This window comes from Treponema pectinovorum, assembly GCF_900497595.1.
Lineage (GTDB): Bacteria > Spirochaetota > Spirochaetia > Treponematales > Treponemataceae > Treponema_D > Treponema_D pectinovorum.
Window position 1 is genome coordinate 21,610 of the sequence record NZ_UFQO01000008.1, and the last position, 23,620, is coordinate 45,229.

A 23,620-nucleotide genomic window follows, 5' to 3' on the forward strand; every position below is an offset into this window, starting at 1 on the left:
GACAGATTAAGCTTGCTCTAAAAGACAGGTTGCAAACGCTTCGATGGCACGGCTTTGACCGACGTCTCCAAGTTTTTCGCCTGTTTTAGCTTTTACAAAGATTTGGTCGGAATTTACTTCTAAAGTTTCTGCGATTGAAGCGATAACCGCTTGTCTGTACGGCAGAAATTTTGGTTTTTCCAAGGCGATAACGCAGTCAAGGTTTACGAGAGACCAGCCTTCTTCTTTTATTTTTTCCCACACGGTTTTTAAAAGCGATTTTGAGTCGGCATCTTTCCACTTTGCTTCTTCTGGTGGAAAAAACGAGCCTATGTCTCCGAGTGCACTGGCACCGAGCAGAGCGTCTGTTATCGCGTGAAGAAGCACATCTCCGTCTGAATGCCCATCTTCGCCAAGTTCACTTTCTATTTGTATCCCGCCAAGCATGAGTTTTCGGTTTTTTACCAAAGCGTGCTTGTCGTAACCTAGCCCAATGCGAATCATCCCTTTTTCTCCCGATTTTTTGTCTAAATCCTGTTTAAATGTGATTTTTTTGTTGGAACTTTCTCCTGTCGAAACCTTTATTTTTTGTCCATTTGAAAATTCGTCCCAAATTTCAGTATCGTCTGTAAATTCTTTTGCTGAATTTTGTGCTTTTTTGTGAGCTTGCAAAAGTTCGTCCAAAGGAAAAACCTGTGGAGTTTGAATCGAAATCATCTTAGAACGCACAAGGTGCTTTGTTATAAAACCTTTCTCGTCTATTTCTTTTTGAGTGTCTACAGGCTCAATCCCTGCGGCAGCACAACCATTTTCGAGGGCAAGCGCATAAGTAGAAACTATAATTTTTTTTGAAACAAAGGGACGCGCTCCGTCGTGTATAAAAACCAGTGCAGGATTCTCGCCAAAAACGCTATGCAATTTTAGCAAAGCATTGTAAACAGAAGCCTGTCTGTTGTTTCCACCTGGTACAAAGAAAAATTTTATGCCATTTTCTGCTGCTTTTTTTACACGCTCATCGCTAAAAACTGCTTTGCGGGATTTTTCCTCTTCGATTTTTAAAAGATTGACATCTTCTTTGTGCGGAAAGGTTACGATCACTGCTGAAAATCCAAGGGTATCTAAAAAAACTGAGGCGGCAGAAGATAGAACTGTACCGCCATTTAATTCAAGATATTCTTTTTTTAGGCCGCCCATGCGGTTTGAAGAGCCAGCGGCGGTTAAGATTAAAGCAAGTTTTTTTTGACAGGAATCAGCTTTCATCTCCGTCATCATCGCTTTCTTCATCGTCAGAATCGTCTCTCTCATCGGAATCATCGTCTTCATTATTTGACGATGCAGTCAAATCATCTCCAAATTCGTCATCATCGTCATCGTCGCTATCAAGTTGAACAGCTTTCTTTTCGTGAATTGCATTGACTTCAAGTTTTGCATGGAGCATTGCTTCTATCTCTTTTGTAGAAATTCCCAGTGCAAGCGAAATTTCGTCTGTAAGGAGTTTTCTTGCGGTATCGTAGAGTTTTCTCTCTTGAATTGGAAGTTCCTTTACTTTTGAGCGATGATAGAGGGTTCGAACGATATTTGTTATGTCTTCTATGCTTCCTTTTTTTAAGAGGTCAAGGTTCATCTGGTAGCGCAATTTCCAGTCCGAAGTTACAGATTCAACTGGTTCTCCTAAAATTTCCAATGCTTTTTGCGCTTCATCTGCGGAAACAATCTTTCTTATTCCAAGTTTTTCTGAATTTGCTACAGGAACCATGACTATCATGTCTGAAACTTCAAGGTAGATTCTGTAATATTGAACGATTTGTTCGCCGTTTTTTCTGTCAAAAATTTCTTTGATTTCGCCTACACCTTGGCTCGGATAAACTACTTTTTCGTTAAGTAAAAATTGTGTACTCATATTCTTTATAATATATCATAAATAAGGCTTTAGTTCAATTCACAGAAAATTGCATTATTTTCAACAATATTCTTGCATTTTCTATTTATTTCATCTATATTGTGCGCACAGCACAGAGGGTGCTGACATTTTAACTGCGATTTTGTAGCCTTTTTGTACGGTGTATCTGATTTTTACGGTGTATTTTGAAGGCTGGATTTCGCCTTTGGGATACATGATGAAAGACTCAAAATTTAATGCCGAAGATATTTTGGCAAACCGCGATGGTGTTTTTGTCGAAACAACACCAATTCAAAATGCTGACGAATCTGAAGATTCAGAAGAAATTTCCTTTGCCGATTTAGGATTGAGCGAAAAAATCTTAGATGCAATCGAAAAAAAAGGTTTTAAAACTCCTTCTCCTATTCAAACTCTGGCAATTCCTCGCTTGCTCAACGGCGACACAAATCTAATCGCAAAGGCAAGAACTGGAACTGGAAAAACTGCTGCATTTGGACTTCCAATCGTTCAAAATATCTGCGAAGAAAGCGACCATGTTCGTGCACTTATTCTAGAACCAACCAGAGAACTTGCGATTCAAACCTGCAACGAAATGCAATCATTTTCGACGGGAAAATTTCCGCGTGTTGCCGTTTTGTACGGTGGCGCTTCGTATTCAACACAAATAAGAGATTTAAAACGAGGAACAGAAATCGTTGTTGGAACTCCAGGTCGCATAAAAGATCACTTGGAAAGGGGAACTTTAAAACTCGACAAGATTGATTATTTTATCCTTGACGAAGGCGACGAAATGCTCGACATGGGCTTTGTTGACGACATAAAGTCAATCTTTGCACAGGCAAATCCTTCCAGCAGAATCCTGCTTTTTAGCGCGACAATGCCAAAACCAATATTGCAGATTGCCGAAGAGTTTATGGGCGAATACGATGTTGTCGAAGAAGAGGGTTTTGTTGAAGAGCCTTTGCTGATAGACCAGAAATATTGGGTTGTGAGCGAGCGTGATAAGATTGAAGCCTTGGTTCGCCTTATCGACATTTCGCCGGATTTTTATGGGCTTGTCTTTACAATGACAAAAAACGATGCCGATACAGTTAGCAGGCTTTTGGACGAGCGCGGATACGAAGCGGCAGCCTTGCACGGCGATGTTCCGCAAGGTCAGCGGGAGAAAATCCTTGCCAGATTTAGAAATAAAAAAACTCGAATTCTCGTTGCAACGGATGTCGCGGCTCGTGGTATCGACATAACAGGGTTGAGCCATGTTGTAAATTATTCTCTTCCGTTTGACGCTGCAACTTATGTTCACAGGATTGGAAGAACAGGTCGTGCAGGAACTTCAGGAATTGCGGTTACTTTCGTGCGACCGGAAGAAAGGCGAAAACTAGAATTCTTAAAAAAACGAATTCGCATTGCTGCAAAAGGCGAAATGATTGAAGAAAATGTTCCGTCGGTTGTTCAAGTTTTAGAAGTAAAAAGACAGCGAATTTTTGATGAACTCAAAGAAAAACTTGGTTTAAAAGCAAAATTCGAGAGCGAAAACGATGATTTTGATTTGGACGATAAAAATCAAACCTATGATGATGAGACGATTCCAATTTTTGATGAAAGTGCAAATCAAAATGAAAATTCAATAGGAATGAAAGAATTTCAATCGGAAGATAAAAATTCACCTAAAAAAACTTTTGAGCCTAAATTGATTCAAGTAAAAGATTTGTATAAAAAAGCTGCCGATGAACTTTGCGGGGAATACGATGCAAAGGATATCCTTGCTGCTGTTTTAGAAATAAACTACGGAAACTCGCTCGACGAAAGCCACTACGGAAAAGTTATGGCTGCTCGCTCAGGGGGGGGCTCAACTCCTGACCAGAAACGAATTTATGTCCAGCTTGGAAGGCGAGATGGCTACAATGCAAAGTCAATCGCCGAATATTTTAGCGATTTACTCCATATTCCTGGCAGAATGGTTGACCGAATTGATGTGAGCCAGAATTTTTCATTGTTGAGTTTACCTTCTGTAAATGCAGTTCGTGCGTTGGAACTTTCTAAAAGTCGCACGAGCCTTCCGCACATGCACCTTGATTCAAAAGATGACGACAACTTTTTTGGCAGTGGTCGCAGCCGTTCAAGAAGACGAGATGGTGGAAGATTTGAAAAGTCCGAAGGAAGTTTTTTTCGCCGTGGCGAAAGGCAAAGTCGCTTTGGAGCAGATCGCTATTCAGTAGCAAGAGGAGAAAATTCCAGCAGGGAGCGCGGTAAGCGCAGCAAATTTCTTGGAAACTTGAAAAATGAACACGGAAGAGCGCGAGTACATACTTCAACAACAAGAAATGGAGCGAGTGCTTATAAAAAATCCAGCAGGAATTTTGAAGAATTTTAATTTTATTTAGAACGCGGATATCTTGCAAAAAGCGTTAATCGCCGATAAAAAAAGCCACAGTTTTGAAATACAATTCATTGTGTAGTTTCAACTCTGTGGCTTTATCATTAAAAAATCATTTTAAGTAGTAAAATATTTGAGCGAATTTTGAAATCTTCTTAAAGTCTTACAGGCACGCCTTCTCCTTTTAATTCTTCTTTTATTCCTTGAACCGTATAGCCCAAACTGTGAACCATGCTTGCAATAAGGGCTGCGTCTGCTTTTCCGTCTGTTAAAACATCTTTTAAATGTTGAACAGTTCCTCCTCCGCCAGAAGCGATTACAGGAACGCTCACATTTTCTGCGATCATTTTTGTAAGATTTAATTCGTAACCGGTTTTCATGCCGTCAGCATCTATAGAGTTTAAAACGATTTCGCCAGCCCCCAATTCGACAGCGTGCTTTGCCCATTCTAAAGCGTCGAGTTCCGTTTTTACCCGGCCACCGTTTATGTAAACGCTGTATCCGCTCGGTGCAGATTCATCTTTTTTTGCGTCCATTCCCAATACAATGCACTGGTTCCCAAAAATTTTTGCGCCTTCAGTTATGAGCTTCGGATTTTTTACAGCCTGACTATTTAAACTCACCTTTTCAGCTCCTGCAAGAATTGTAGAGCGTATATCTTCTACACAGCCGATTCCTCCGCCCACACAAAATGGAATAAAAATCTGTTCCGCAACTTTGCTTATCAAATTTAAGATTGGGCCTCGCGAATTTGCGCTTGCCATTATGTCGTAAAAGACCAGTTCATCGACTCCCTGCTCGTAATATTTTTTTGCCATTTCCACAGGGTCTCCAATATCCACATTATTCTGAAATTTTACGCCTTTTGTTGTTCTTCCGTCTTTTACATCCAGACAAACTATTATTCTTTTTTTTAGCATGATTTTTACCTTTGATTTTGATTTTTTTATGAGTTGATAAAATTCTGGAGAACTTTTAAGCCCCATTTTCCAGATTTTTCTGGATGGCACTGGAATGCGCAAAGATTGTCTTTTTCTATGCAGGCAGGAACTTGAGTACCGTAATTTGCAAACGCTTTTACAATGCTTTTATCCTCTGGCTGAATCAAATACGAATGCACAAAGTAAAAATCGCAATGCTCAGGAATCCCTTTTAAAAGTTTTGAAGACCCATTTGAATATGTCAAATCGTTCCAGCCAATTTGCGGAACTTTTAGATTTGGACTTTCACCGTTTTCTTGCCAAACCGTTTGAAAACTCTTTATCGAGCCCCTTAATAGTCCAAGACAAGCGATATCGCCTTCTTGAGAATGTTCAAAAATTATCTGCGAGCCAAGACAGATTCCTAAAATTTGTTTTTTTTGGGAATAAAAATCGCGCAAAAACGAATCAAAGCCTGTTTTTTTTAGTTGCTCCATCGCGTATTTCGCTTCGCCAACTCCAGGAAAAATTATCTTTTCGCAATTTTCTAAATCTAAAGGATTCTGCGAAATTTTGTATTCTGCTTTTATTGCAATAAGCGCTCTTTCGACACTCTTTATATTTCCAGCGTTATAATCTACAATTCCAATCATAGCCGAATTTTAGTAGCGTAAACTTTCTTGGTCAACTATTTTACATAATCGATTTTGCACAACTTTGTTTAAAATTTTATTTTCATGCCGATAATGAACTATGAGTGGAAATTTTTCGATAATCCTTGAGATTCTTAAAAACAAATATGTAATTTCTGTTGCCGTTGTCTGTTTTTTGTTGATGGATTTTGCTTCCTATGTTTGCTCCTATCGAAAAAAAACTCCGCGAAAGAGAATTAAAAAATTTATTCCAAAACCAGAGCCAACTCCTTCTGAAAATGACGCAGGCGAAGACGCGAGTGTTGAAGAAAGTGAATAGTCTTTGGATTTAAAAATCTCAAAAATCTGTTTTCGCCTTTTTCTATATCGATTCTGTCTTCCCAAAAACCGCTCAATTTTTTAATTTTTTTGCTACCTAATAAACCACTTAAAATTTCTTGCAAATCGCTTGCTTCCCAAACATTTTGCTTGTAAAAATCTATATCCCTCTTGTTAAAATCTGGAAGCAAAACATTTATCAATTCATCTTTTGTGTAAAATCTTCTGTGTCGTTTTATAAAATTAAATACGATTTTTTCATCCATCGCGGAATTTTCAATCGTCCGATTTTCTTTTCTTGCATTGCAGATGTCGCAGCCGCTGCAAACAGCACTTTCCCCAGAAAGATATTTTAAAAGAAAACCTCTTCTGCACTCGTTCGTATTTGCAAGATCTCCAATCGCTTTTTCTCGAGAGCCTTCTTTTTGCGACTTCCATTTTGAGTTATCTTTGCTTCCCCAAATCAAAATGGATTTTACATTTTCGCCATTTCGTCCTGCTCTGCCAGCCTCTTGAATAAAATTTTCCAGATGCTCAGGCGCATCCAGATGAATAACCGTATATATATTTTTTTTGTCCATGCCCATTCCATAAGCACAGGTTGCGGTAAGAATTCCGTCTGTTGTATCGAAAAACCATTTTTCCGTGCGATTTTTTTCTTCTTTCGTCATTCCTGCGTGATAAAATTTCACGTTTGAATTTCCAAAATACGAGTGTAAAATTCTCGCCATTTCTTCGGTTCTCCGCCTTGTTGAACAAAAAACGATAAGCGGCTTTTTTTCTTGAATACACGCTTTTAGAACGGCTTTTTTCTTTGCCGATGCATGCCGAACTTCATAGTGAATGTTTTGCCTGTCGCTTGAACTTTGCACAATATGTGCCTGCCCATCGAATAAAATCTCACTTATTCGCTTTAAAACAGGAGGACTTGCAGTTGCAGTGAATGCGGTTACAACTTTTACGTCCAGGTACTTTATTATTTTTCCCAGTGTAAGATACGCTGGTCTAAAACTTTCTCCCCATTCGCTAACGCAGTGGGCTTCATCTATTGCAATATGGCTTATTTTGCAGCCCTTTAACCTGTTGACTATTTTTTTATTCTGCAAAATTTCTGGATTTGCAAGTATCACCTTTGCTTTTTTCGTTTCAATAAGATTAAAATTTTCTTCCTGCTCTTCAATGCTTTGCCCACCTTTAAATACCGCACAGACAAGCCCACCTTCTTCCATTCGCCTTTTTTGGTCTGCCATCAATGCCAAAAGCGGATACAAAACCAAAGTTGCACCTTCTAAAAGCAGGGCAGGAGTTAAAAAACAAAGCGATTTTCCACTCCCCGTCGGCAAAAGAACAATCTGTTTTCCCCGGCAAACACCGTCTTCCTCTAAACTTTCTTGCGCTGCATTTTTCATTAGGTTTTCGTCATCTGCCGTCTGTGCACTGTCCAAAATGTTCGAAATTACAAGGTGCTGCCACGCAAAAAGATATTTTATTCCAAAAGCCCGCTCCGCAGCCTGAGTAACTTCGTCATCAAGAGAAAACTCCGAGTCAAATTTTTGCTCTGGAAAATCTTTTCCTTCAATAAAGTCGAAAGCCATAAAACCTCGACTTGAATGTGCAATGCCTGAGTACAAACAAAAACATTTCCATCGATTTATATATGGCTTTAAAAATTCATTTTTTACAAAAAAGTGCAGATAAAAATTATAAATTTATTTTTTATTTGGGCGGCTTTTTTGCTCCACTAGAGTTCCGCAAAAAATCGGGCTATACAGGGTTCCGCTTTCGCTCCATTGGCTACGCCAACGCTCCGCGCCCTTCCTATCCGCTGCCGCTGTAAGCTCGCAGGCGGGTAGCGGGGCTACAAGTAGACCCTGCCACATCGTCGCACAGGAGGTGCGACCTACAAGGAATGTTGACAGTTTTGTAAAAACTGTCGTTCAAGAAAAACAAGGAAGTTTTTCTTGAACAGCACACGGAGGTGCGACCTACAAGCAATGTCGACAGTTTTTTGCAAGAAAACTGTCAGTTAAAGAAAAACACGGATATTTTTCCTGAAACTTACTTATCAAGAATCGTTATTTCTACGCGCCTGTTTTTTGCTTTTCCTCTTTCTGTCAAATTTGATGCAATCGGGATTTTTGAACCAAAGCCTTGCGTAAACACGTGTGTTTTTTCCTTAACTTTTAAATCTACAAGAAAATTAGCAACGCTTGCCGCTCTTTCTTCACTTAAAATTTGGCAGGATTCTTCGCTTCCAACTCTTGCCGTATGCCCAGAAATCAAAAGGTCATTGTTTGGATATGCAGAAAGAATTTGGGATATTTTTTTGATTTTTTCTTTTTCGCTTTCCATTAAAATTGCGCTGTCCGCACGGAATTGAATATTTTCAAGGCTTATCGTCAGTCCTTGCTCAGTTTTTGTTACAGAAATATCTTTCAATCCTAAATCTTCAACTTTTTGCATGACATCTTTTAAATTTTCTTCTGTAGAAGTTCGCTCAAATTCCGTGTATTCGGCCTGTGTTCCGCCAGCAAATTGATATTGAGTTCCAAACAGCGTTTCTATCACTATTCTAAAATCTTCTTCGTATCTATCTATCTGCCCTTTTTCGTTATCCCACCAGATTGTTCTATTTGAATATCCCATAGTCGTAACAGGATAATCTGACCCACGCAAAGAATTTGAATTTTGTTGCGGTGTTTCATAATACACGGAATATTTTGCAGAAATAACTTGAAAAACACGCTCCGTTTTCGAACTGTCGGAAGTAACTCCTTTTTCGTTTCTAAGATATTTATATTTTGCTGTGAACGGAACTTTAAAAGGCTCCGTAACATTCAAATCTCTGCGTAAATCCTGAACTTCATAACCGTCTTCGCTCCATTCATCGCCAACTTTTATTGGCCTTTGTGGAAAAATTGGCAAGTCGCGAATTACAGGCATAAAATATTTGCTTTCAATTTCAAATTTTCCGCGGGAATCCCGCCAGAATTCGCTTTCAAAATTTTCGCCCCAACGATAAGTGTCGTTTTGCCCTAAAAATTGTGCACGAGTTGACTGTTCGCTTGTCATAAAATTGCCTTTTATGTAACCGCGTCCATTTTCATCAATCTTTTCTACGCTTTCTGTAACCCTCGTTACGATTTGCGCTTTGTGGCTCAATCTTCCGTTAATTTTTACTTCTTCGTTTACAGATGAAGTAAGCGAAAAATTATCTCCTTCTTTAAATTTAAATTGAAGCAAAATTTCATCTTCGGAATTTTGATTTTTTGAAATAGGTAAATTTGCTTCTTGAGCAAAAATTTTAAGGGAAAAATTTAAAGCAAAAGCGCAAAGGCAAAATAAAGTTAAACTATTTTTTTTCATAACATTCCTTTTTTATCAATTTATCAATTTTTGGTTCAAAGTTCTAATGACAACTTGTAAACAACGTCCAACCTGATATGTTATACTTCAAAAATGAAAAATTTTGTTTTATTGTTGCAATCAAATTCTGTGTACTTTTTGATTTTCGGAATAGTTTTAATATTTTTGATGATTTTAATCGCTTTTAAAACAGGATATTTCTTTGCAAAATTAAAAATCCAGCCGCTTATAAAAGACGCTCGCGCGGATTCTGTAAAAAGATCAAAAGCGATAATTTCTGGATTTGCCTTTGAACAGGTTGCCCCTTTTTTGCCGAATTTTCCGTGCAAGAGTTACGACTGTCGTTTTATAGGTAAGCCGGTGGATTTTATCGCTTTTAGCGGAGTAACTTTAGAAGATGAAATAAGTGAAATCGTTTTTATAGAAGTTAAAACTGGAAATTCAAAACTTTCTAAACACGAAAAACAGATTAAATCTTGCATAGAGCAAGGCAAAGTTCGATACGTCGAATATAGAATTTAAGAGGCGACTTCGTTTTCTATGCTTAAAATTGCGGAATTGTCGCCAGAAAGCATCCTTGCACATCTATCTTTTTCCATCGGTTTGCCTTTTAAAAATCCTTGAATCGTTTTGCATCTTATTCGTTTTAAGATATTTAACTGTTCTAAATTTTCTACGCCTTCTGCAATCGTATCGAGTCCCATTTTAGAAACCATATTTATGATTGAATCGGTGATGTTGGCTTCTATCTCTGTTTTTGAAGTTAAATTTGCTATAAAGGATTTGTCGATTTTTAAAGTCGTTATAGGAAGAATTTGCAGATAATTAAGCGAGGAATATCCTGTTCCAAAATCATCCAGAGAAACTTTTACGCCCATCTGCCTTATCTGTTTTAAAAGTTTTACGGTTTCTTCTTTGTTGTCGATTAAAACGCCCTCTGTTATTTCTATTTCCAAATTTGCAGGATTGATTTTGTATTGCTTTATCTTCTGGTCAAGCCAAAACAAAAAATCTGTTTTTTTTAACTGAACTGGAGAAACATTAACGCTCAAAATTTCATTAAAACTGAATTTATGGCACCACTCGCTCAAAGTAGAGAGCGCGGTATCCATAACCCATTCGCCAAGTGGAATTATCAGTCTGCTTTCTTCTGCAATCGAAACAAACTGCTCTGGACTTATCCAACCCAATTTTTTATCGTACCATCTAAGGAGTGCTTCAAAACCGCGCAGCTTACCTGTTTCAACATCAAATTGAGGCTGATAGTAGAGTGAAAATTCATTGTTTTGAATCGCTGGCGAAATTTTATTTTGCAAGGTCAGTCGGCTCAAAAATTTTTCCTGCATCGAGCGTTGAAAAACGCCTATATTGTTTTTAGTTTTTTTCTTTACATCGTACATTGCCATGTCGGCAAATTTTAAAAGTTCTTCCAGATTATTTGTGTCGTCGGGATAAAGTGAAATTCCGCCAGAAAATTCAATTCCTTGTGCATTAAAAGTTTCTAGGATTGCATCGGCTATATTTAAAAGCGTATTGTGAGAATCTAATCCTTCTGCCAAAACGATAAATTCGTCTCCGCTAAATCTGTATGCGTGTATATTTTCGCGGACAAAATTTTTTAATATCAGAGCAGCATTGCAGATTACAGCGTCGCCTGCAAAATGTCCTTGAGCGTCGTTTATCAATTTCATGTTGTCTAAATCGATTAAGATTATTCCAAACTTTTTTCTCGATTTTTGAAATTCCCTTTGACAGCGCAATAGATCTTCATTCAATTTTTGTTTGTTGTATATTCCTGTTAAAGTGTCGTGGTAGGCGATGTAACACAATTCTTCGTTTAGTGCTTCTACTTCTTCAATTTTTGAGCGAAAATTTTCTTTGGAAAGCGACAACTCTTTTGTGAGCGAGGCGAGTTTTAAATTTTGATTTTTCAATCGTTCTTGATATTTTTTATCTTGAGTTATGTCTGTAAGGCTAAAAAAGATTAAATCGTTGCGCAGCGTATTTAAAATTACTTTGTACCAGCGCGAATATTTTGGCGAATAAAAACTGTGAACAACTTTTTTGTGGGTTGCTATAGTTTTGGAAGTTGCTTCTGCCCAAGGCATGTCGGAAGTCAATTTTGATTTTAGCGTTGAATACAAAGCTCCTTCATCTTCAAGACCTGGAAACTCTTCTTTAAATGCCTTGTTTATATATAAAACTTTAAAATCAACAGGAATAGAACCCTTTAAAATTGGCACTCCAATTATCACAGGAATTGAAGCATTGTCGACAGTGTTTTTGTATTCTGAAAGTTCAAGCATTTTTTTAATTGATATATTTAAAAATTATAAAATAAACTCTCTGTTATTTTTATATACTTTTTTTGTAACCTTTAACAGTGTATTTTTTTAAATTTTCAGACTTATACAGTGGTTTTTAGGTTGTGAATTTTTTCGTTTTACTGAATTTTGATAAAAATCATTCCTCAAAATTTTAAAGATAAAAACAAAATTTTGAGGATTTTTTAATCTAGTTGTTAAAGCGGATTTCTTGCCAGATGTTGTTATACTTGTCCAATCCTTCGCCAATGTCCATTTTTAACACGCAGTTGTTCATTTGGCTTGCGTCATACATTGGAACTTTTTTTGTAAACTGTGCAGCGTCTGGAATCACAAAACACGGAAAATGAAAAGCATCCAAAAATTTTGCGTATACTTCTGGACGGTGAATGTAGTTTATAAATTCGTTTGCAAGTTCAGGATTTTTTGAATCTTTTAATATGCACATGCTGTCGAGGTATGACGGTCCGCCTTGAACTGGAATAAAAAAGTCGATTGTTTCTGCCCATTTATCTTCGCTAACTTCACCAAATACGACTTCCGCATAGCCCTGGCACAGCCAAAAATCTCCAGAGGCAAAAGATTTTCCAAAACCTTCTGCATCAAATTTTACAAGGTTTGGTTTCCAGTTTTTAATTATCAAATTTTTTGCTTGTGCAAGTTCGTTGTCGTCTAGAGTGTTTAGATCGTATCCAAGAACGGTTAATGCATCGCCTATAACTTCTCTCATATCATCCATCATTGTTGCATGCCCTGCAAACTGCTTGTCTGCAAAGATATTCCACGTCTTTTCGTATGAGCCTTCTTTGATTTTTGTTTTGTTTACACAAACGCCAGCAGCGCCCAAATAATAAGGAGAAGCGTATTCAAACTTTGGATCGTAAACAGCCATTTTTGAAAGCAGCGGATTTATTTTGCTGTTGTTTGTCTGTTTTGCACTGTCCAATTTTTGAACCATTCCCTGAGCAATCATTATTGAAGCATAGTCTTGAGACGGAACTACAATATCGTATCCCTTTGCGCCAGCTTTTAATTTTGCATACATTTCTTCATTTGAAGCATAACTGTCAACTTTTACAGTGCAGTTGAATTCCTTTTCAAAATCGCGCAAAACTTCGTCTGGAGTGTAGTATGTCCAGTTGTAAAGATAAAGTTTTTTTCCGTCATCTCCACACGAAGTGAAAAGACCCACTGCGGCAATAAAACCGAATGCTGCCGTTGCAATTTTAGAGGCGATTTTCATAATTCAACTCCAAAACCTAGATAAAATAAATCTAGAAAAACAAATAAATAAAACACTCACACAGAGCGTTGTTTTAATGGTGAAAATTAGCGTGCCGCTGCAAAGCCTTTTAATCCGCGTCTAAGAGAAAAAGTTAAAATGCAGATTGTGATTATTAGAACAAAAGAAAGCGAATTGATTACAGGGCTTACTCCAAACCTAATCATCGAATAAACATATAGTGGTAAAGTTGTGCTTCCAGGCCCGCTCACCAAAAAAGTGATTACATAATCTTCTAGCGACATAGTTACGCTCATCATAAATCCAGAAACTATTCCTGGCATTATCGCAGGAATTATGACTTTAGTAAGAGTCTGCATTTCATTTGCCCCAAGGTCGTGGCTTGCTTCTATAATAGAAAGGTCAAAATCTTCAACACGAGCACTAACCATAAGATAAACGAACGGAAGACAAAAAGTTGTATGCGCAATAAAAATTGTAAGCAGTCCCAGGCTCATCTTTATAGCACTAAAAAATATCAGGAGAGAAAGTCCCATTATAACTTCTGGCAAAACCATAGGCAAAAAACTTATAGTTTGGATATAGTTTTTTCCAGTGAATTTGTACCAACTAACCCCTAACGCAGCAAGTGAACCCAAAATAGTTGCAACGACAGAAGACGAAATTGCAACTATAAAACTGTTAAACAGGGACTGCCAAAGCGGTTTAGAATCAAAAATCAACTTTTGGTACCAGACAAACGAAAATCCTGTAAAAGTTGTATCTTTTGACGCATTAAAAGAATAGAAGATTATGACAATCAAGGGCAAAAATAAAAATAAAAAGCACAAAAATAGGACTGTCTTAGAAAAACTGAATTTTGGTTCGCGACGTTTCCAGCCGCGTTTTGCATGTCGAAAATTTTCACTCGGTTTTACTTTTCTTGGTGCAAATAGATTGAAAGGGTTGTGTTTCATTATTTTACTCCGCAAGTTGATGTTACATCTTCTTTTGTAGAAAGTTTTTTAAGTGCTGCATCTTTTTTGCTGGAATATAGCATCCAAAGGATTCCTGCCATAGAAAGTAATGTTAAAATCATAGAAAAAGCAGAAGCCAATGGCCAGTTTCTTATCTTCTGCACTTGGTCCACAATTACGTTTCCAATCATATAGCTGTCTTTTCCGCCGACGATGTTTGGAACAGTGTAAGAGCCAAAAATAGGAATGAATGTAAAAATCAACGCAGAAATTATACCGCTGCGTATTCCTGGAAGCAAAACTTTTGTCATTGATTGTGGCTTTGTCGCTCCCAAATCGCGAGCTGCCTCCAAAAGTGAAAAATCAAATCTGTCTACAGCGGTAAAGATTGGCAGAATCGCATAAGGAAGATACATGTAAATGCTTAAGATTATGACCGCACCGTTTGTGTACATAAATTTTACAGGTTTAAAAACCGCTTCAGGATTTCCTGTAACCTCGTTCCAGAGCTTAAAGAAAAATCCCAAAATCATATTTAGCAAACCGTTATCGCCTAAAATCGTTATCCAAGCGAAAATTCTTATAAGCGAATTAGTGAGAAAAGGAATAATTACTAGAATCAAAAGAATTGTCTGGTGTTTGCTTCTTGCCATTGCGTATCCGCAAGGTAGAGAAATTAAAATCGTAACCAGAGTTGAGATTGCACTAATCCATAAAGTCCTTAACAAGATAATTCCGTAAGCAGGGCGAAACATCTGTCCAAAGGCTTTTAAACTGAATTGTGCAATTACAGAGCCGTAAACATCTCTTTTCATAAAAGCGTATGCCACGATTATTACTAGCGGAATTACAAAAAACAAACTGAACCACAAACCCATGGGCCAAGCATAAATTGGACCTGGATTTGATTTTTTGAATGCTTTATCTCTTGCTTTGCGTACAAATTTGAGCAAAAAACTTTCTTTATTGTTTTCCATCACAAACTTTTCCTATCAAGTTGAATTAAAACTTTTTAACAGTGGCTTTATTTTTCGATGTCTTCGACTATATATCCGTCTTCTGCCGACCAAGATATATAAACGGTGTCTTTCCACTGAATTTCAGGACCGTCATCCAAATAGTTTGTATGCTGTTTGTAGACGTTTATTATAGTTCCAGTTTTTTCCAGTTTTACAATGAACTTAGATTGAAATCCGGTGTAAACGGGTTCTTCAACTATGCCTTTAAAAACGTTTATGTCTTTTCTGCCTTTTACATCAGGTTCGTTTAAAGTTATGCGAATTTTTTCTGGACGGATTGTAAATGCCACCGCCTGCCCTTCATCGGTGTGTTCGTAATCTGTAACAAGGATATTTTTATCTTCTTCTTTAGTCGCTTGGGTGTCGCCAGAAAGTTGTGCCTGCATTCCCAAAGCTGGAACATTGAGCGTTACCATATATTCTTCGCCGGTTTTTGCCTTGTAGCTTTCACAGTTTACAACCTTTGATTCAAAAAGATTTGTCTCTCCAATAAATTGAGCTACGAACTGTGTTGCAGGACTTTCATAAATTTCATAAGGAGTTCCAATTTGTAGAACATTTCCCTTGTTCATAACGGCAATTCTATCAGAAACTGCAAGAGCTTCTGTTTGATCGTGTGTTACAAAGATAAAAGTAATTCCAATTTTATCGTGCAGTCTGTCTAATTCAACAAGCAGGTTTGAACGCAACTTTGCATCCAATGCAGAAAGTGGTTCGTCAAGCAATAAAACTTTTGGTTCGTTTATAAGCGCTCGTGCGATTGCGACTCTCTGTCTTTGTCCGCCAGAAAGTTGATTTGGTTTTTTATACATGTGTTCTTCGAGTTGTACCAAAGAAAGATATTCACGTACTTTTTTTTCTACAGTTGCATTGTCTGTTTTTTTTAGTCTTAGAGAAAAAGCCACATTTTCAAAAACGCTCATATGCGGAAAAAGTGCATAACTTTGAAAAACAGTATTTGAGTGTCGCTTGTTTGGAGGCACCCCTACAACATTTGTTTCATCAAAAAGAATAGCGCCTTCATCAGGATTCTCAAAACCCGCAATAATACGCAGCAACGTTGTTTTACCACAGCCGGAAGGTCCCAACAGCGTAAAAAATTCACCCTGCCTAATCGTAAAATTAATATTGTTTAGTGCAATAAAATCACCAAACTGCTTAGACACGTTGGTAATCGTAACCTGGCTACCGTTCAAAATGCGTACCTCTTAATTTATAAGCCAACTTCAGGAGGCTTTGATAAAAAACAGCATATCTGCATAAAGAGTAAAATAAGATTATTAGGACAAATTGTCTATAAGTTTTAAGAATTTTTCAGAAAATATTTTGGGCGGCTTTTGCTTCGCAAAACCGTGCTTTGCGGGGCTGCGCCTTTCGGCTCCGAACAAACGCAGTTCTTCGCCCTGCGTTTGTTTTCGCTTGCGCTTCCCCCTCCAATCACTGCCGCACTGTCGCACAGGAGGTGTGACCTACAATAAACTTCGACAGTTTTGCAAAAACTGTCTTTCATTTTTTCTATATAAGATATTCAAGAACCATATAGATGATGGTTCCGCCAAAAATGCTTATCATGCTGTTCCTTTTCCAAAGGTGCAAAAAAACCGTAAAAATTACACCTGCAATAGCAGGAATTCCCCATGGAGAAGCGGTAAAAGTCATATATTTTGGATCAATCAAACAATAGATTATCAAAACTCCAATCACCATTGCAGGAATGTACTGCTCTATAAAGCTCAAAAGTTTAGGCGGTTTTCGTTTGCTAAATAGCATAAAAGGAAAGGCTCTCAATAAAAACATTAAAACTGCACTCGCCAAAGTTGCAATAACAGCCTGTAATAAAGTAAGTCTCATTTTTATTGCCTCCTCTTATCAAAAATTCCTCGAACCAAAAGGAGAACCGCAATTCCAAGCGAAAGCGATACTATCAAAACCTGTTGTGCAGGCAGTATTCCAAGTCGAGAGAGAATTATTGCAAGTGTGGCAGTTCCTATTCCGCACAACGAAGGGAAAAAATCCTTGCTCTTTTTTATCTGCTCAATCATAAGAACAATAAACAGCGAATTAAGTGCAAAATCCACTCCTGCAAAACTGAACGGCAAAACTGTTCCCAATAAGGCGCCAATCAAGCCACCTAAAAGCCAGTACGACCAGTTCAACGCTGCAATCAAGCTGTAAAATTCTCCAGGGTGTTCTCCTTCTGGAACTTCACAGGTTGTCGTAAGAGCGTAGGTCTCATCTGTTAAAGAAAAAATCAAAAAGAATTTCCAATTTCCAACATTAGTTCTCTTATATTTTTTTAAGAGAGAAAGTCCGTAAACTATGTGCCGTATGCCAACAAAAAATTGGGTTATCAAAAAAGTTGGAAGGCTTGCACCTGCTGTCATAAGTCCAATTCCAATATATTGTCCAGTTCCCGAAAAAATGGTTAGCCCCATAAACAAAGACATCCACCACGGATACCCTGCGTTTACAACCATAAGTCCAAACGGAATTCCTATAGAAATGTAACCAAAAAAAATCGGCAATGTCAGTTTTACTGCCCTGCGTGCAGAATTCTTTTTTAACATGGTAGCGATTGTATCATTTTGTCCTATTTGATGAAACAGTTTTAGTATGATAAAGTTTTTTATGTAAGAGAGATTTGCATTAAAAATGTACGAAAAAGTGGGAGTAAAAAATGATAGCAATTTTGTTCGGTATGGCTTTAATAGCCTTTACTGTTTGTGCCTGCCTGCCAAATGTTTTAGGCTGGAGTGAATACATAATCTTTGTTCTAAAAGGACTCTCTCCAATCATTGCTGCCCTTGTTGGAATAATTGCAATTTTTATAGGTTTTGCAGATATTCAGGATAAAAAAGAAGCACGCAAAGAAGAAAAAGAAGCCGAAAAAGCGGCTCAAAACCAAGGTTAATAAAATTTTTCAATAATGCGTAATGCTCTTTCATTCTTAATTGCATGGAGTATGAGTTCCAGTTCAATTTTGCTGTGAAAATGCTAGAAAAAAAAGAAAGCGAGCAACCCTGTTTTCAATGTAATTGATAGACACTTTATTGACCAAATCAAATAAAAAATTTATATTATCTATCCCCGTATATGCGCAGATAATGCTTCAACATCTGCGGAGTGTGATTTTTGAAGATGCAAATCAAAATGAACACAAGAGACTTTTTAGTACAAGGTATATACAAATGAAAACTTTATTCGTTAAAGAGTATGAACAAAAACGTGACTGGTACGTTATAGACGCTGCCGGAAAACCGCTCGGACGTGTTGCCGCAAAAGCTGCATCAGTTGTTCGTGGAAAAAACAAATCTACTTTTACGCCTAATCAGGCTATGGGAGACTTTGTTGTTATCATCAATGCAGACAAAGTTGTCGTTACTGGAAACAAAGAAGAAGGCAAACTTTATCGCCATTACACAGGCTATGTAGGTGGTCTTCGCGAATATTCTTTCGCAAAACTTTTGGCAAAAAAGCCTACCGAGCCACTTACTAGAACAATTGCTGGTATGCTTCCTAATGGTCGTCTTGGACGCAAAATGATGGACAGCGTAAAAATCTATGCTGGTTCTGATTATCCACAGAAGGCTCAGAACCCAAAACCGCTTGAAGTTTAAGTTAGGAGTCCACTTATGGTAAAGAATATTGCAATTGGTACAGGTAGAAGAAAGACTGCTACAGCTCGTGTATTCTTGCGCGACGGCAGCGGAAAAATTGTTGTAAATGGAAAAGATTTAGCTGATTATTTTGATACTGAAGATCAAATTCGTATCGTGCATCAGCCACTTTTGGTTACAAGCAATGAGAATAAATTTGACATTCTCATAAATGTTACTGGTGGCGGACTTGTTGGACAGGCAGAAGCATGTCTTCACGGTCTTTCAAGGGCGTTGCTTCAAGTTGATCCTGATGCTCACACATCTCTAAAAGCTAACGGATTCCTTACTCGTGATAGCCGCATGGTTGAACGCAAAAAGTACGGTCAGCGTGGTGCACGTCGCAGATTCCAGTTCTCAAAGCGTTAAGAAATTCTTTTGGCATCCAGTTCAATTTTGTTCAGGGTGTCTTGTTTCTTAAGAATTCAAAATGCGCTTAGAATCAGTAAAACAGGTTGCGTCAGATGTTGTAGAAATTACCGCAGATGATAGGCCTGTTTTTTTTGTCAGAGAAGCTTTTTTGCAAAATTTAAAAATAGACGACTTTGCAAAAGGAAAAGAATTTTTTGGAGAAGAGGAAGAAGAAATTCTTCAAGCGGCACTCATTTTTTCTGCTGAATGCAAGGCAGAAGAATATCTTGCTCGCTGTGAGCAATGCAGATTTTCTCTTGAAAAAAAACTTATTCAAAAAAATCATTCAAAATCGTCTGTAAAAACTGCTCTTGACTGGCTCGAAGCAAAGGGGCTTTTGGACGATAGCCGATTTTGTCGTTCATGGTTACGCTCTCATGTTATTTCAAAACCGCAAGGACGGCCACGGCTCGTAAGTGAACTTTGTTCGCGAGGAATAAAAACTTTTGTTGCAAGGCAGGCCGTTGACGAGTTTTTGGAGATTGCAGAAGAAGAAAAATTATGCAAGCGCTGTTTTATAAAAGCAACAGCTATGGGGAAAAAAGACGAAAAATTGATAAAATATATGATAGATTCCGGTTTTTCGTATAAAATGGTATCGAGATTTATAGATATAAAAGAAAACTAAATACAAAAAAAGTCGGAGAGGCTTTTGAGGAATGTTGATGAAAAATAATAAACCGCAAGTTTTTTCGGCATTGGAAGTAGCAAATATCTGCGGCGTCGTAAATCAGACGGCAATAAACTGGATAAAAGGTGGTCATTTAAAGGCTTTTACAACTCCTGGCGGTCAATACAGAGTTTATCCAGACGATTTGGCAGACTTCATGAAAAAACGCAACATGCGTATTCCTAAAAAATTAGCGGAATCTTGTTCTTCTTTGATTTTTGAAAAACATTCAATTTTGGTGGTTGATGACGATTTGGGACTCAATACCGTCGTTACAAAATTCCTTAGCAATAAGTTTGAAGATGGAAATATAGAAGTTTTTCAGGCATTTGACGGTTTTGAAGCAGGTGTTTTGATGATGGAAAAACATCCCAAAATTTTAATTTTGGATCTTGATTTGCCAGGGGTCGACGGTTTTAGCCTGTGCAAGAGAATACATGGGGATGAAGCTTTTGCAAACACTGTGATTATAGTCATAACTGCCCTTGAAGATGGCGATATTGAAAATCGTGTAAAGGAGCAGGGCGTAAAATTTTTCTTTAAAAAACCGCTTAATCTGGCTCAGCTTGCACAGGTCATAGAACTTTAAAATCATAATTCTATAACCTGAGTTGCTTATAATCTGTTTTTATTATTTTGCGATATAGATGTAAGAAAGAGGCGCATTTTGCAAAAATACGGATTGTGGTGATTTTATAAACGAAAGACTTTCGAAAAGTAGAGAGCGAAGGTTCTCATTTTTTTCATATCGAAATCCTTTAAAATTCAACTCGTTGTTGTCAAAATCTTCTTTTATTTTATTTTTCGCTTGCTCAAAAGTACAAATTTCATCAATTAAATTGAGTTCTTTTGCCTGTTTTGCGGTGTAAATCCTTCCATCAGCAAGTTGTTGCACTTTTTTTATGTTCATTTTTCTCGACTCGCTTACAATTTGGGTGAACTGCTCGTATGCTTCGTCTGCAATAGACTGCATTATCTTAATTTGCTCATCAGTCGCTTTTTCGTTGTAGTTAAACATATTTTTGTTTTTTCCAGCATGTATCGTAAGCGATTTTATGCCAATTTTTTCAAGCAGTGCGGTTGCATCTATTGTGCTTGCACTTATTACACCGATTGAGCCTGTCAATGTGTTGCGATTTGCAAAAATCTTATCGCCTGCCAAGGCTATGTAATATCCGCCAGAAGCGGCAAGAGAGCCAAAATATGAATAGATTTTTTTTCCGGTATTTTTATAGTCTATAAGTTTAAGATATGCCTCATCAGATTGATAAACTGCACCACCTGGCGAATCTATAAAAAGCAGAATCCCTTTGTTTTTTTCGTCGTTTTTTAGCGATTCAATCTTATCTAAGAGCCACGCTTGATTGTATTGATTTCCTTTTTCTTGTATAACTCCATTGATGTAAATCACTGCTATGTAAGGCTTTAGTTTTTTATTAAAATTTACTATTTTTTTTGAAGTAAATCTTTCGCTTTGTAAAAGATTGTCGCTTTTTTTAGATACTAATTTGAATGTTCCCATTGTTATCGCGACAGCAACAATCAGTAGCAAAACTATGAGCCCTTTTTTCGTGTTTTTGTCTTTCATATATTTTCCTTTAGTTTCCTTACAAAGATGTGTTTATCTAAAATCTTCTGGAGAGAGAAGCCCTGCTCTTATTGCGTGAATTTTTAAATCCTTGTAGGCGTTTAAAAACGAAAGTTTTTTATATGGATGAACCCAAAGGACTAGAATTCCTCCAGTGCAAACCGAAAGAAAATCCCAAAGTATAAACGAAAGATACATTACAAATAAATCGCCTTTGAATCCTTTTGTCATAACTTTGCTTAAACGCATTGCCTTTGCAACACCGATTTTTGGATTTTCTGCGATTATAAAAAACATCTGCGAATACGAAAACGCTTTTACGAGTCCTGGAATAAAAAATAAAAGACTCCAAAGAAAAACCCACAAAGAATACCAAAGCATAGAAAGTGCACCTTTAAACCAGTACGAAAATCCTTGAAGCCATCGTGAAAGGGGAATTTTTCCTGCATCCTTAAAATATTCATTGTATAAGTGGCACAGCGCAAGGTTTAAAATTCCTAAAATACAAACCATTATGATAGAAAAAATTAAATCTGAACTATCGCTGTATGCTGAAAAATTCTTTTCCCAGAAAAAGTTCATTCCATTTGGAAAATCTTCTTCTATAAAGTCGACATTTTGCAAATAGGGATTTTTTCCTTCGGAAAAATTTTTAGAATAGGTTTCGGAACCGCTTATCAAGGCGAGAATTGCAATCGTTATTAAAGTTGCAATCGCAGGCACAAATCTTCTTCCTTTTAACTGACTTTTTGCCAGTTTTTTGTAAGCTCTTCTATTAAACATATTATTTTTTTAACTCCTCCAGCATTTGTGAATAATATCGTTTTTCAATTTTATCTTCTGGAATTTCGCATTTTGAAAGCAATTTTCTTAGCCTTGCCTGTGCTTGTTCCACTTGATGGGAATCGTTTGTTTCTGTTAGCACTTCTATTTCTATAAAATCTCCTAAACGTTCCACGTTACAAAGTTCTAACAAGATTCCGTCGAATTGCCAGCTCAAAACTGTTTTGTGTTTTGTAAGTGAAAGTGAAAATCCTGTGTCTTTTAAAAAAGATTCAAGCGGCTCTGCATCTGAAAGATAGGCTTCGTGTTCGTTGTTTACTTCGATTGCAACTCCAGTTTCGGAGTGCATTTCCTTTTGTTTGTAGGTAAAGATTACAGATTTTCCTGTGGAAACTTTTGGCGAATTTTCTAATTCTTTTGTGGAAAAAGGAATTTCTTTTCGTATACGAACTTTTATCGTTTTTCCGTTAATTAAATTTTCATAATAACTGTCATATTTTTCTACTGCTGCATAGAACGAAGCAAATTTTTCAAGATTTTTGATTGTCTTTTTTCTGTCTTGAACGTGTGCTTTTAATTCAATTTCATACATATTTAAAAAGATTTTAACATGACAAAAAGAAATTGTCAGTTAAGTGATTAGTTCACTTTTATCTTTTCAAAAACACCGCCTAAGCTTGTGTGCAAAACCAAGTCTGCATGGCTGTCGGCTGGAATTTGCGTTTTATTTATGATGACGAGATTTTTTCCTCTGAAAAAATTTATAAAACTTGCAGCAGGATATACGGCAAGAGAAGTACCTCCAATTATCAGTAAATCTGCCGCTCCTATTGCTTCTATCGCTTTTTCGACAACTTGATTATCGAGACCTTCTTCGTAGAGAACGACATCTGGTTTTACAAGTCCACCACATTTTGTGCATATAGGAAGAGAATTTTCATTCGTTGCGCTTTCTAAAATAAAATTTTCATCGTAAAAGGTTTTGCAGTTCATGCAAAAATTTCGCAAAGTGCTGCCGTGTAATTCGTAAACGGTTTTGCTTCCTGCTTTTTGATGAAGACCGTCAATGTTTTGCGTTACAATCGCTTTTAATTTTCCACGATTTTCGAGCATTGCAAGCTTTTTGTGCGTTATGTTTGGTTTTACTCCTTTTATAATCAGTTTTTCTCTGTAGAATCTGTAAAACTCTTTAGGGTTTTCATCAAAAAAAGTGCGGCTCAAAATTGTTTCTGGCGGATATTTCCATTTTTGGTTGTAAAGTCCATCGGTGCTTCTAAAGTCTGGAATTCCGCTTTCTGTGCTTACGCCGGCTCCTCCAAAAAATACGATATTTTGACTTTTATCTATAATTCCCTGTAAAACTGCAATTTTTTCTTCTAAGCAAGTGGTATTTGATTTTTTATTTTCTTCCATAAATGCAACCTCATATTTATTATAGCATTTAAAATTTTTAGCAA

The 23,620-nt window shown here is 37.2% G+C and carries 25 protein-coding genes; 8 read left to right on the forward strand and 17 right to left on the reverse strand.

What is annotated here, in order from left to right; all coding sequences use genetic code 11:
* Positions 1–6: 6 nt before the first annotated feature.
* Together ispF and FXX65_RS09395 are read right to left on the reverse strand one after the other, a co-directional pair.
* On the reverse strand, positions 7–1,293 hold the full coding sequence (gene ispF, locus FXX65_RS09390) for a 2-C-methyl-D-erythritol 2,4-cyclodiphosphate synthase (protein ID WP_246104374.1): 1,287 nt from the start codon (positions 1,291–1,293) through the stop codon (positions 7–9).
* The gene (locus tag FXX65_RS09395; protein WP_147616053.1) at positions 1,229–1,879 is read right to left on the reverse strand and encodes a CarD family transcriptional regulator; all 651 of its coding nucleotides are present in this window, start codon (positions 1,877–1,879) and stop codon (positions 1,229–1,231) included. The genes ispF and FXX65_RS09395 overlap by 65 nt, the downstream gene beginning before the upstream one ends.
* A 214-nt stretch (positions 1,880–2,093) precedes the next feature.
* Between FXX65_RS09395 and FXX65_RS09400 the strand changes: the two genes are divergently transcribed.
* A complete protein-coding gene (locus tag FXX65_RS09400) occupies positions 2,094–4,253 on the forward strand; it encodes a DEAD/DEAH box helicase (RefSeq protein WP_408057376.1) in 2,160 nt (719 codons plus the stop codon).
* A 158-nt stretch (positions 4,254–4,411) separates the two neighbouring features.
* On the opposite strand, the gene hisF is transcribed toward FXX65_RS09400, so the two are convergent.
* The 3 genes from hisF to FXX65_RS09415 all read right to left on the reverse strand — a co-directional run bounded on the left by hisF (position 4,412) and on the right by FXX65_RS09415 (position 7,742).
* Positions 4,412–5,176 carry an imidazole glycerol phosphate synthase subunit HisF gene (gene hisF / locus FXX65_RS09405; protein ID WP_147616076.1) on the reverse strand — a complete coding sequence of 255 codons (765 nt, stop codon included), beginning with the start codon at positions 5,174–5,176 and terminating at the stop codon, positions 4,412–4,414.
* Positions 5,177–5,202: 26 nt separating this feature from the next.
* A complete protein-coding gene (hisH, locus tag FXX65_RS09410; RefSeq protein ID WP_147616054.1) occupies positions 5,203–5,829 on the reverse strand; it encodes an imidazole glycerol phosphate synthase subunit HisH in 627 nt (208 codons plus the stop codon).
* A gap of 245 nt (positions 5,830–6,074) precedes the next feature.
* A complete protein-coding gene (locus FXX65_RS09415; RefSeq protein WP_147616055.1) occupies positions 6,075–7,742 on the reverse strand; it encodes a RecQ family ATP-dependent DNA helicase in 1,668 nt (555 codons plus the stop codon).
* Positions 7,743–7,804: 62 nt separating this feature from the next.
* Between FXX65_RS09415 and FXX65_RS09420 the strand changes: the two genes are divergently transcribed.
* Positions 7,805–7,984 (forward strand): hypothetical protein, encoded by a 180-nt coding sequence (locus FXX65_RS09420; RefSeq protein ID WP_147616056.1) that lies wholly within the window; start codon positions 7,805–7,807, stop codon positions 7,982–7,984.
* 221 nt (positions 7,985–8,205) lie between these two features.
* Here the strand turns inward: FXX65_RS09420 and FXX65_RS09425 are convergent, their stop codons facing one another.
* Positions 8,206–9,513, reverse strand: coding sequence for an OmpA family protein (locus FXX65_RS09425; protein WP_147616057.1), 1,308 nt, complete (start codon positions 9,511–9,513; stop codon positions 8,206–8,208).
* A 93-nt stretch (positions 9,514–9,606) separates the two neighbouring features.
* Here FXX65_RS09425 and FXX65_RS09430 point away from each other — a divergent pair, with 93 nt between their 5' ends.
* A complete protein-coding gene (locus FXX65_RS09430; protein ID WP_246104375.1) occupies positions 9,607–10,035 on the forward strand; it encodes a Holliday junction resolvase-like protein in 429 nt (142 codons plus the stop codon).
* On the opposite strand, the gene FXX65_RS09435 is transcribed toward FXX65_RS09430, so the two are convergent.
* The 7 genes from FXX65_RS09435 to FXX65_RS09465 form a co-directional block, all read right to left on the reverse strand.
* Positions 10,032–11,819, reverse strand: a complete 1,788-nt coding sequence (locus FXX65_RS09435) for a putative bifunctional diguanylate cyclase/phosphodiesterase (RefSeq protein WP_147616058.1) — start codon at positions 11,817–11,819, stop codon at positions 10,032–10,034. The two genes, FXX65_RS09430 and FXX65_RS09435, sit on opposite strands and share 4 nt — an antisense overlap.
* Before the next feature lie 208 nt (positions 11,820–12,027).
* Positions 12,028–13,080 carry an extracellular solute-binding protein gene (locus tag FXX65_RS09440; protein ID WP_147616059.1) on the reverse strand — a complete coding sequence of 351 codons (1,053 nt, stop codon included), beginning with the start codon at positions 13,078–13,080 and terminating at the stop codon, positions 12,028–12,030.
* 86 nt (positions 13,081–13,166) lie between these two features.
* Positions 13,167–14,036, reverse strand: a complete 870-nt coding sequence (locus FXX65_RS09445; RefSeq protein WP_147616060.1) for an ABC transporter permease — start codon at positions 14,034–14,036, stop codon at positions 13,167–13,169.
* Positions 14,036–15,013 carry an ABC transporter permease gene (locus FXX65_RS09450; RefSeq protein WP_147616061.1) on the reverse strand — a complete coding sequence of 326 codons (978 nt, stop codon included), beginning with the start codon at positions 15,011–15,013 and terminating at the stop codon, positions 14,036–14,038. The genes FXX65_RS09445 and FXX65_RS09450 overlap by 1 nt, the downstream gene beginning before the upstream one ends.
* 47 nt (positions 15,014–15,060) lie before the next feature.
* A complete protein-coding gene (locus FXX65_RS09455) occupies positions 15,061–16,251 on the reverse strand; it encodes an ABC transporter ATP-binding protein (RefSeq protein ID WP_147616062.1) in 1,191 nt (396 codons plus the stop codon).
* 319 nt (positions 16,252–16,570) lie between these two features.
* A complete protein-coding gene (locus tag FXX65_RS09460; protein ID WP_147616063.1) occupies positions 16,571–16,906 on the reverse strand; it encodes a branched-chain amino acid transporter permease in 336 nt (111 codons plus the stop codon).
* Positions 16,907–16,908: 2 nt separating this feature from the next.
* The gene (locus FXX65_RS09465) at positions 16,909–17,622 is read right to left on the reverse strand and encodes an AzlC family ABC transporter permease (RefSeq protein ID WP_147616064.1); all 714 of its coding nucleotides are present in this window, start codon (positions 17,620–17,622) and stop codon (positions 16,909–16,911) included.
* Positions 17,623–17,732: 110 nt separating this feature from the next.
* Between FXX65_RS09465 and FXX65_RS09470 the strand changes: the two genes are divergently transcribed.
* The 5 genes from FXX65_RS09470 to FXX65_RS09490 all read left to right on the forward strand — a co-directional run bounded on the left by FXX65_RS09470 (position 17,733) and on the right by FXX65_RS09490 (position 20,381).
* Entirely contained in the window at positions 17,733–17,966 is a 234-nt protein-coding gene (locus FXX65_RS09470) for a hypothetical protein (RefSeq protein ID WP_147616065.1), read from the forward strand.
* A gap of 277 nt (positions 17,967–18,243) precedes the next feature.
* Positions 18,244–18,672 (forward strand): 50S ribosomal protein L13, encoded by a 429-nt coding sequence (rplM, locus tag FXX65_RS09475; protein WP_147613671.1) that lies wholly within the window; start codon positions 18,244–18,246, stop codon positions 18,670–18,672.
* A gap of 15 nt (positions 18,673–18,687) precedes the next feature.
* Positions 18,688–19,080, forward strand: a complete 393-nt coding sequence (gene rpsI / locus FXX65_RS09480) for a 30S ribosomal protein S9 (protein ID WP_147613672.1) — start codon at positions 18,688–18,690, stop codon at positions 19,078–19,080.
* Between the two features lie 61 nt (positions 19,081–19,141).
* Positions 19,142–19,750 carry a regulatory protein RecX gene (locus FXX65_RS09485; RefSeq protein WP_147616066.1) on the forward strand — a complete coding sequence of 203 codons (609 nt, stop codon included), beginning with the start codon at positions 19,142–19,144 and terminating at the stop codon, positions 19,748–19,750.
* A 37-nt stretch (positions 19,751–19,787) separates the two neighbouring features.
* Positions 19,788–20,381 (forward strand): response regulator, encoded by a 594-nt coding sequence (locus FXX65_RS09490; protein ID WP_187116253.1) that lies wholly within the window; start codon positions 19,788–19,790, stop codon positions 20,379–20,381.
* A gap of 42 nt (positions 20,382–20,423) precedes the next feature.
* Here the strand turns inward: FXX65_RS09490 and sppA are convergent, their stop codons facing one another.
* The 4 genes from sppA to FXX65_RS09510 are packed head-to-tail and all read right to left on the reverse strand — an operon-like array spanning position 20,424 to position 23,576.
* Positions 20,424–21,380, reverse strand: a complete 957-nt coding sequence (sppA, locus tag FXX65_RS09495) for a signal peptide peptidase SppA (RefSeq protein ID WP_147616068.1) — start codon at positions 21,378–21,380, stop codon at positions 20,424–20,426.
* 33 nt (positions 21,381–21,413) lie between these two features.
* Positions 21,414–22,163, reverse strand: coding sequence for a DUF975 family protein (locus FXX65_RS09500; protein ID WP_147616069.1), 750 nt, complete (start codon positions 22,161–22,163; stop codon positions 21,414–21,416).
* Between the two features lies 1 nt (position 22,164).
* On the reverse strand, positions 22,165–22,755 hold the full coding sequence (locus tag FXX65_RS09505; protein ID WP_147616070.1) for a CYTH domain-containing protein: 591 nt from the start codon (positions 22,753–22,755) through the stop codon (positions 22,165–22,167).
* Between the two features lie 47 nt (positions 22,756–22,802).
* The gene (locus FXX65_RS09510; protein ID WP_147616071.1) at positions 22,803–23,576 is read right to left on the reverse strand and encodes an NAD-dependent protein deacylase; all 774 of its coding nucleotides are present in this window, start codon (positions 23,574–23,576) and stop codon (positions 22,803–22,805) included.
* Between the last annotated feature and the right edge of the window lie 44 nt (positions 23,577–23,620).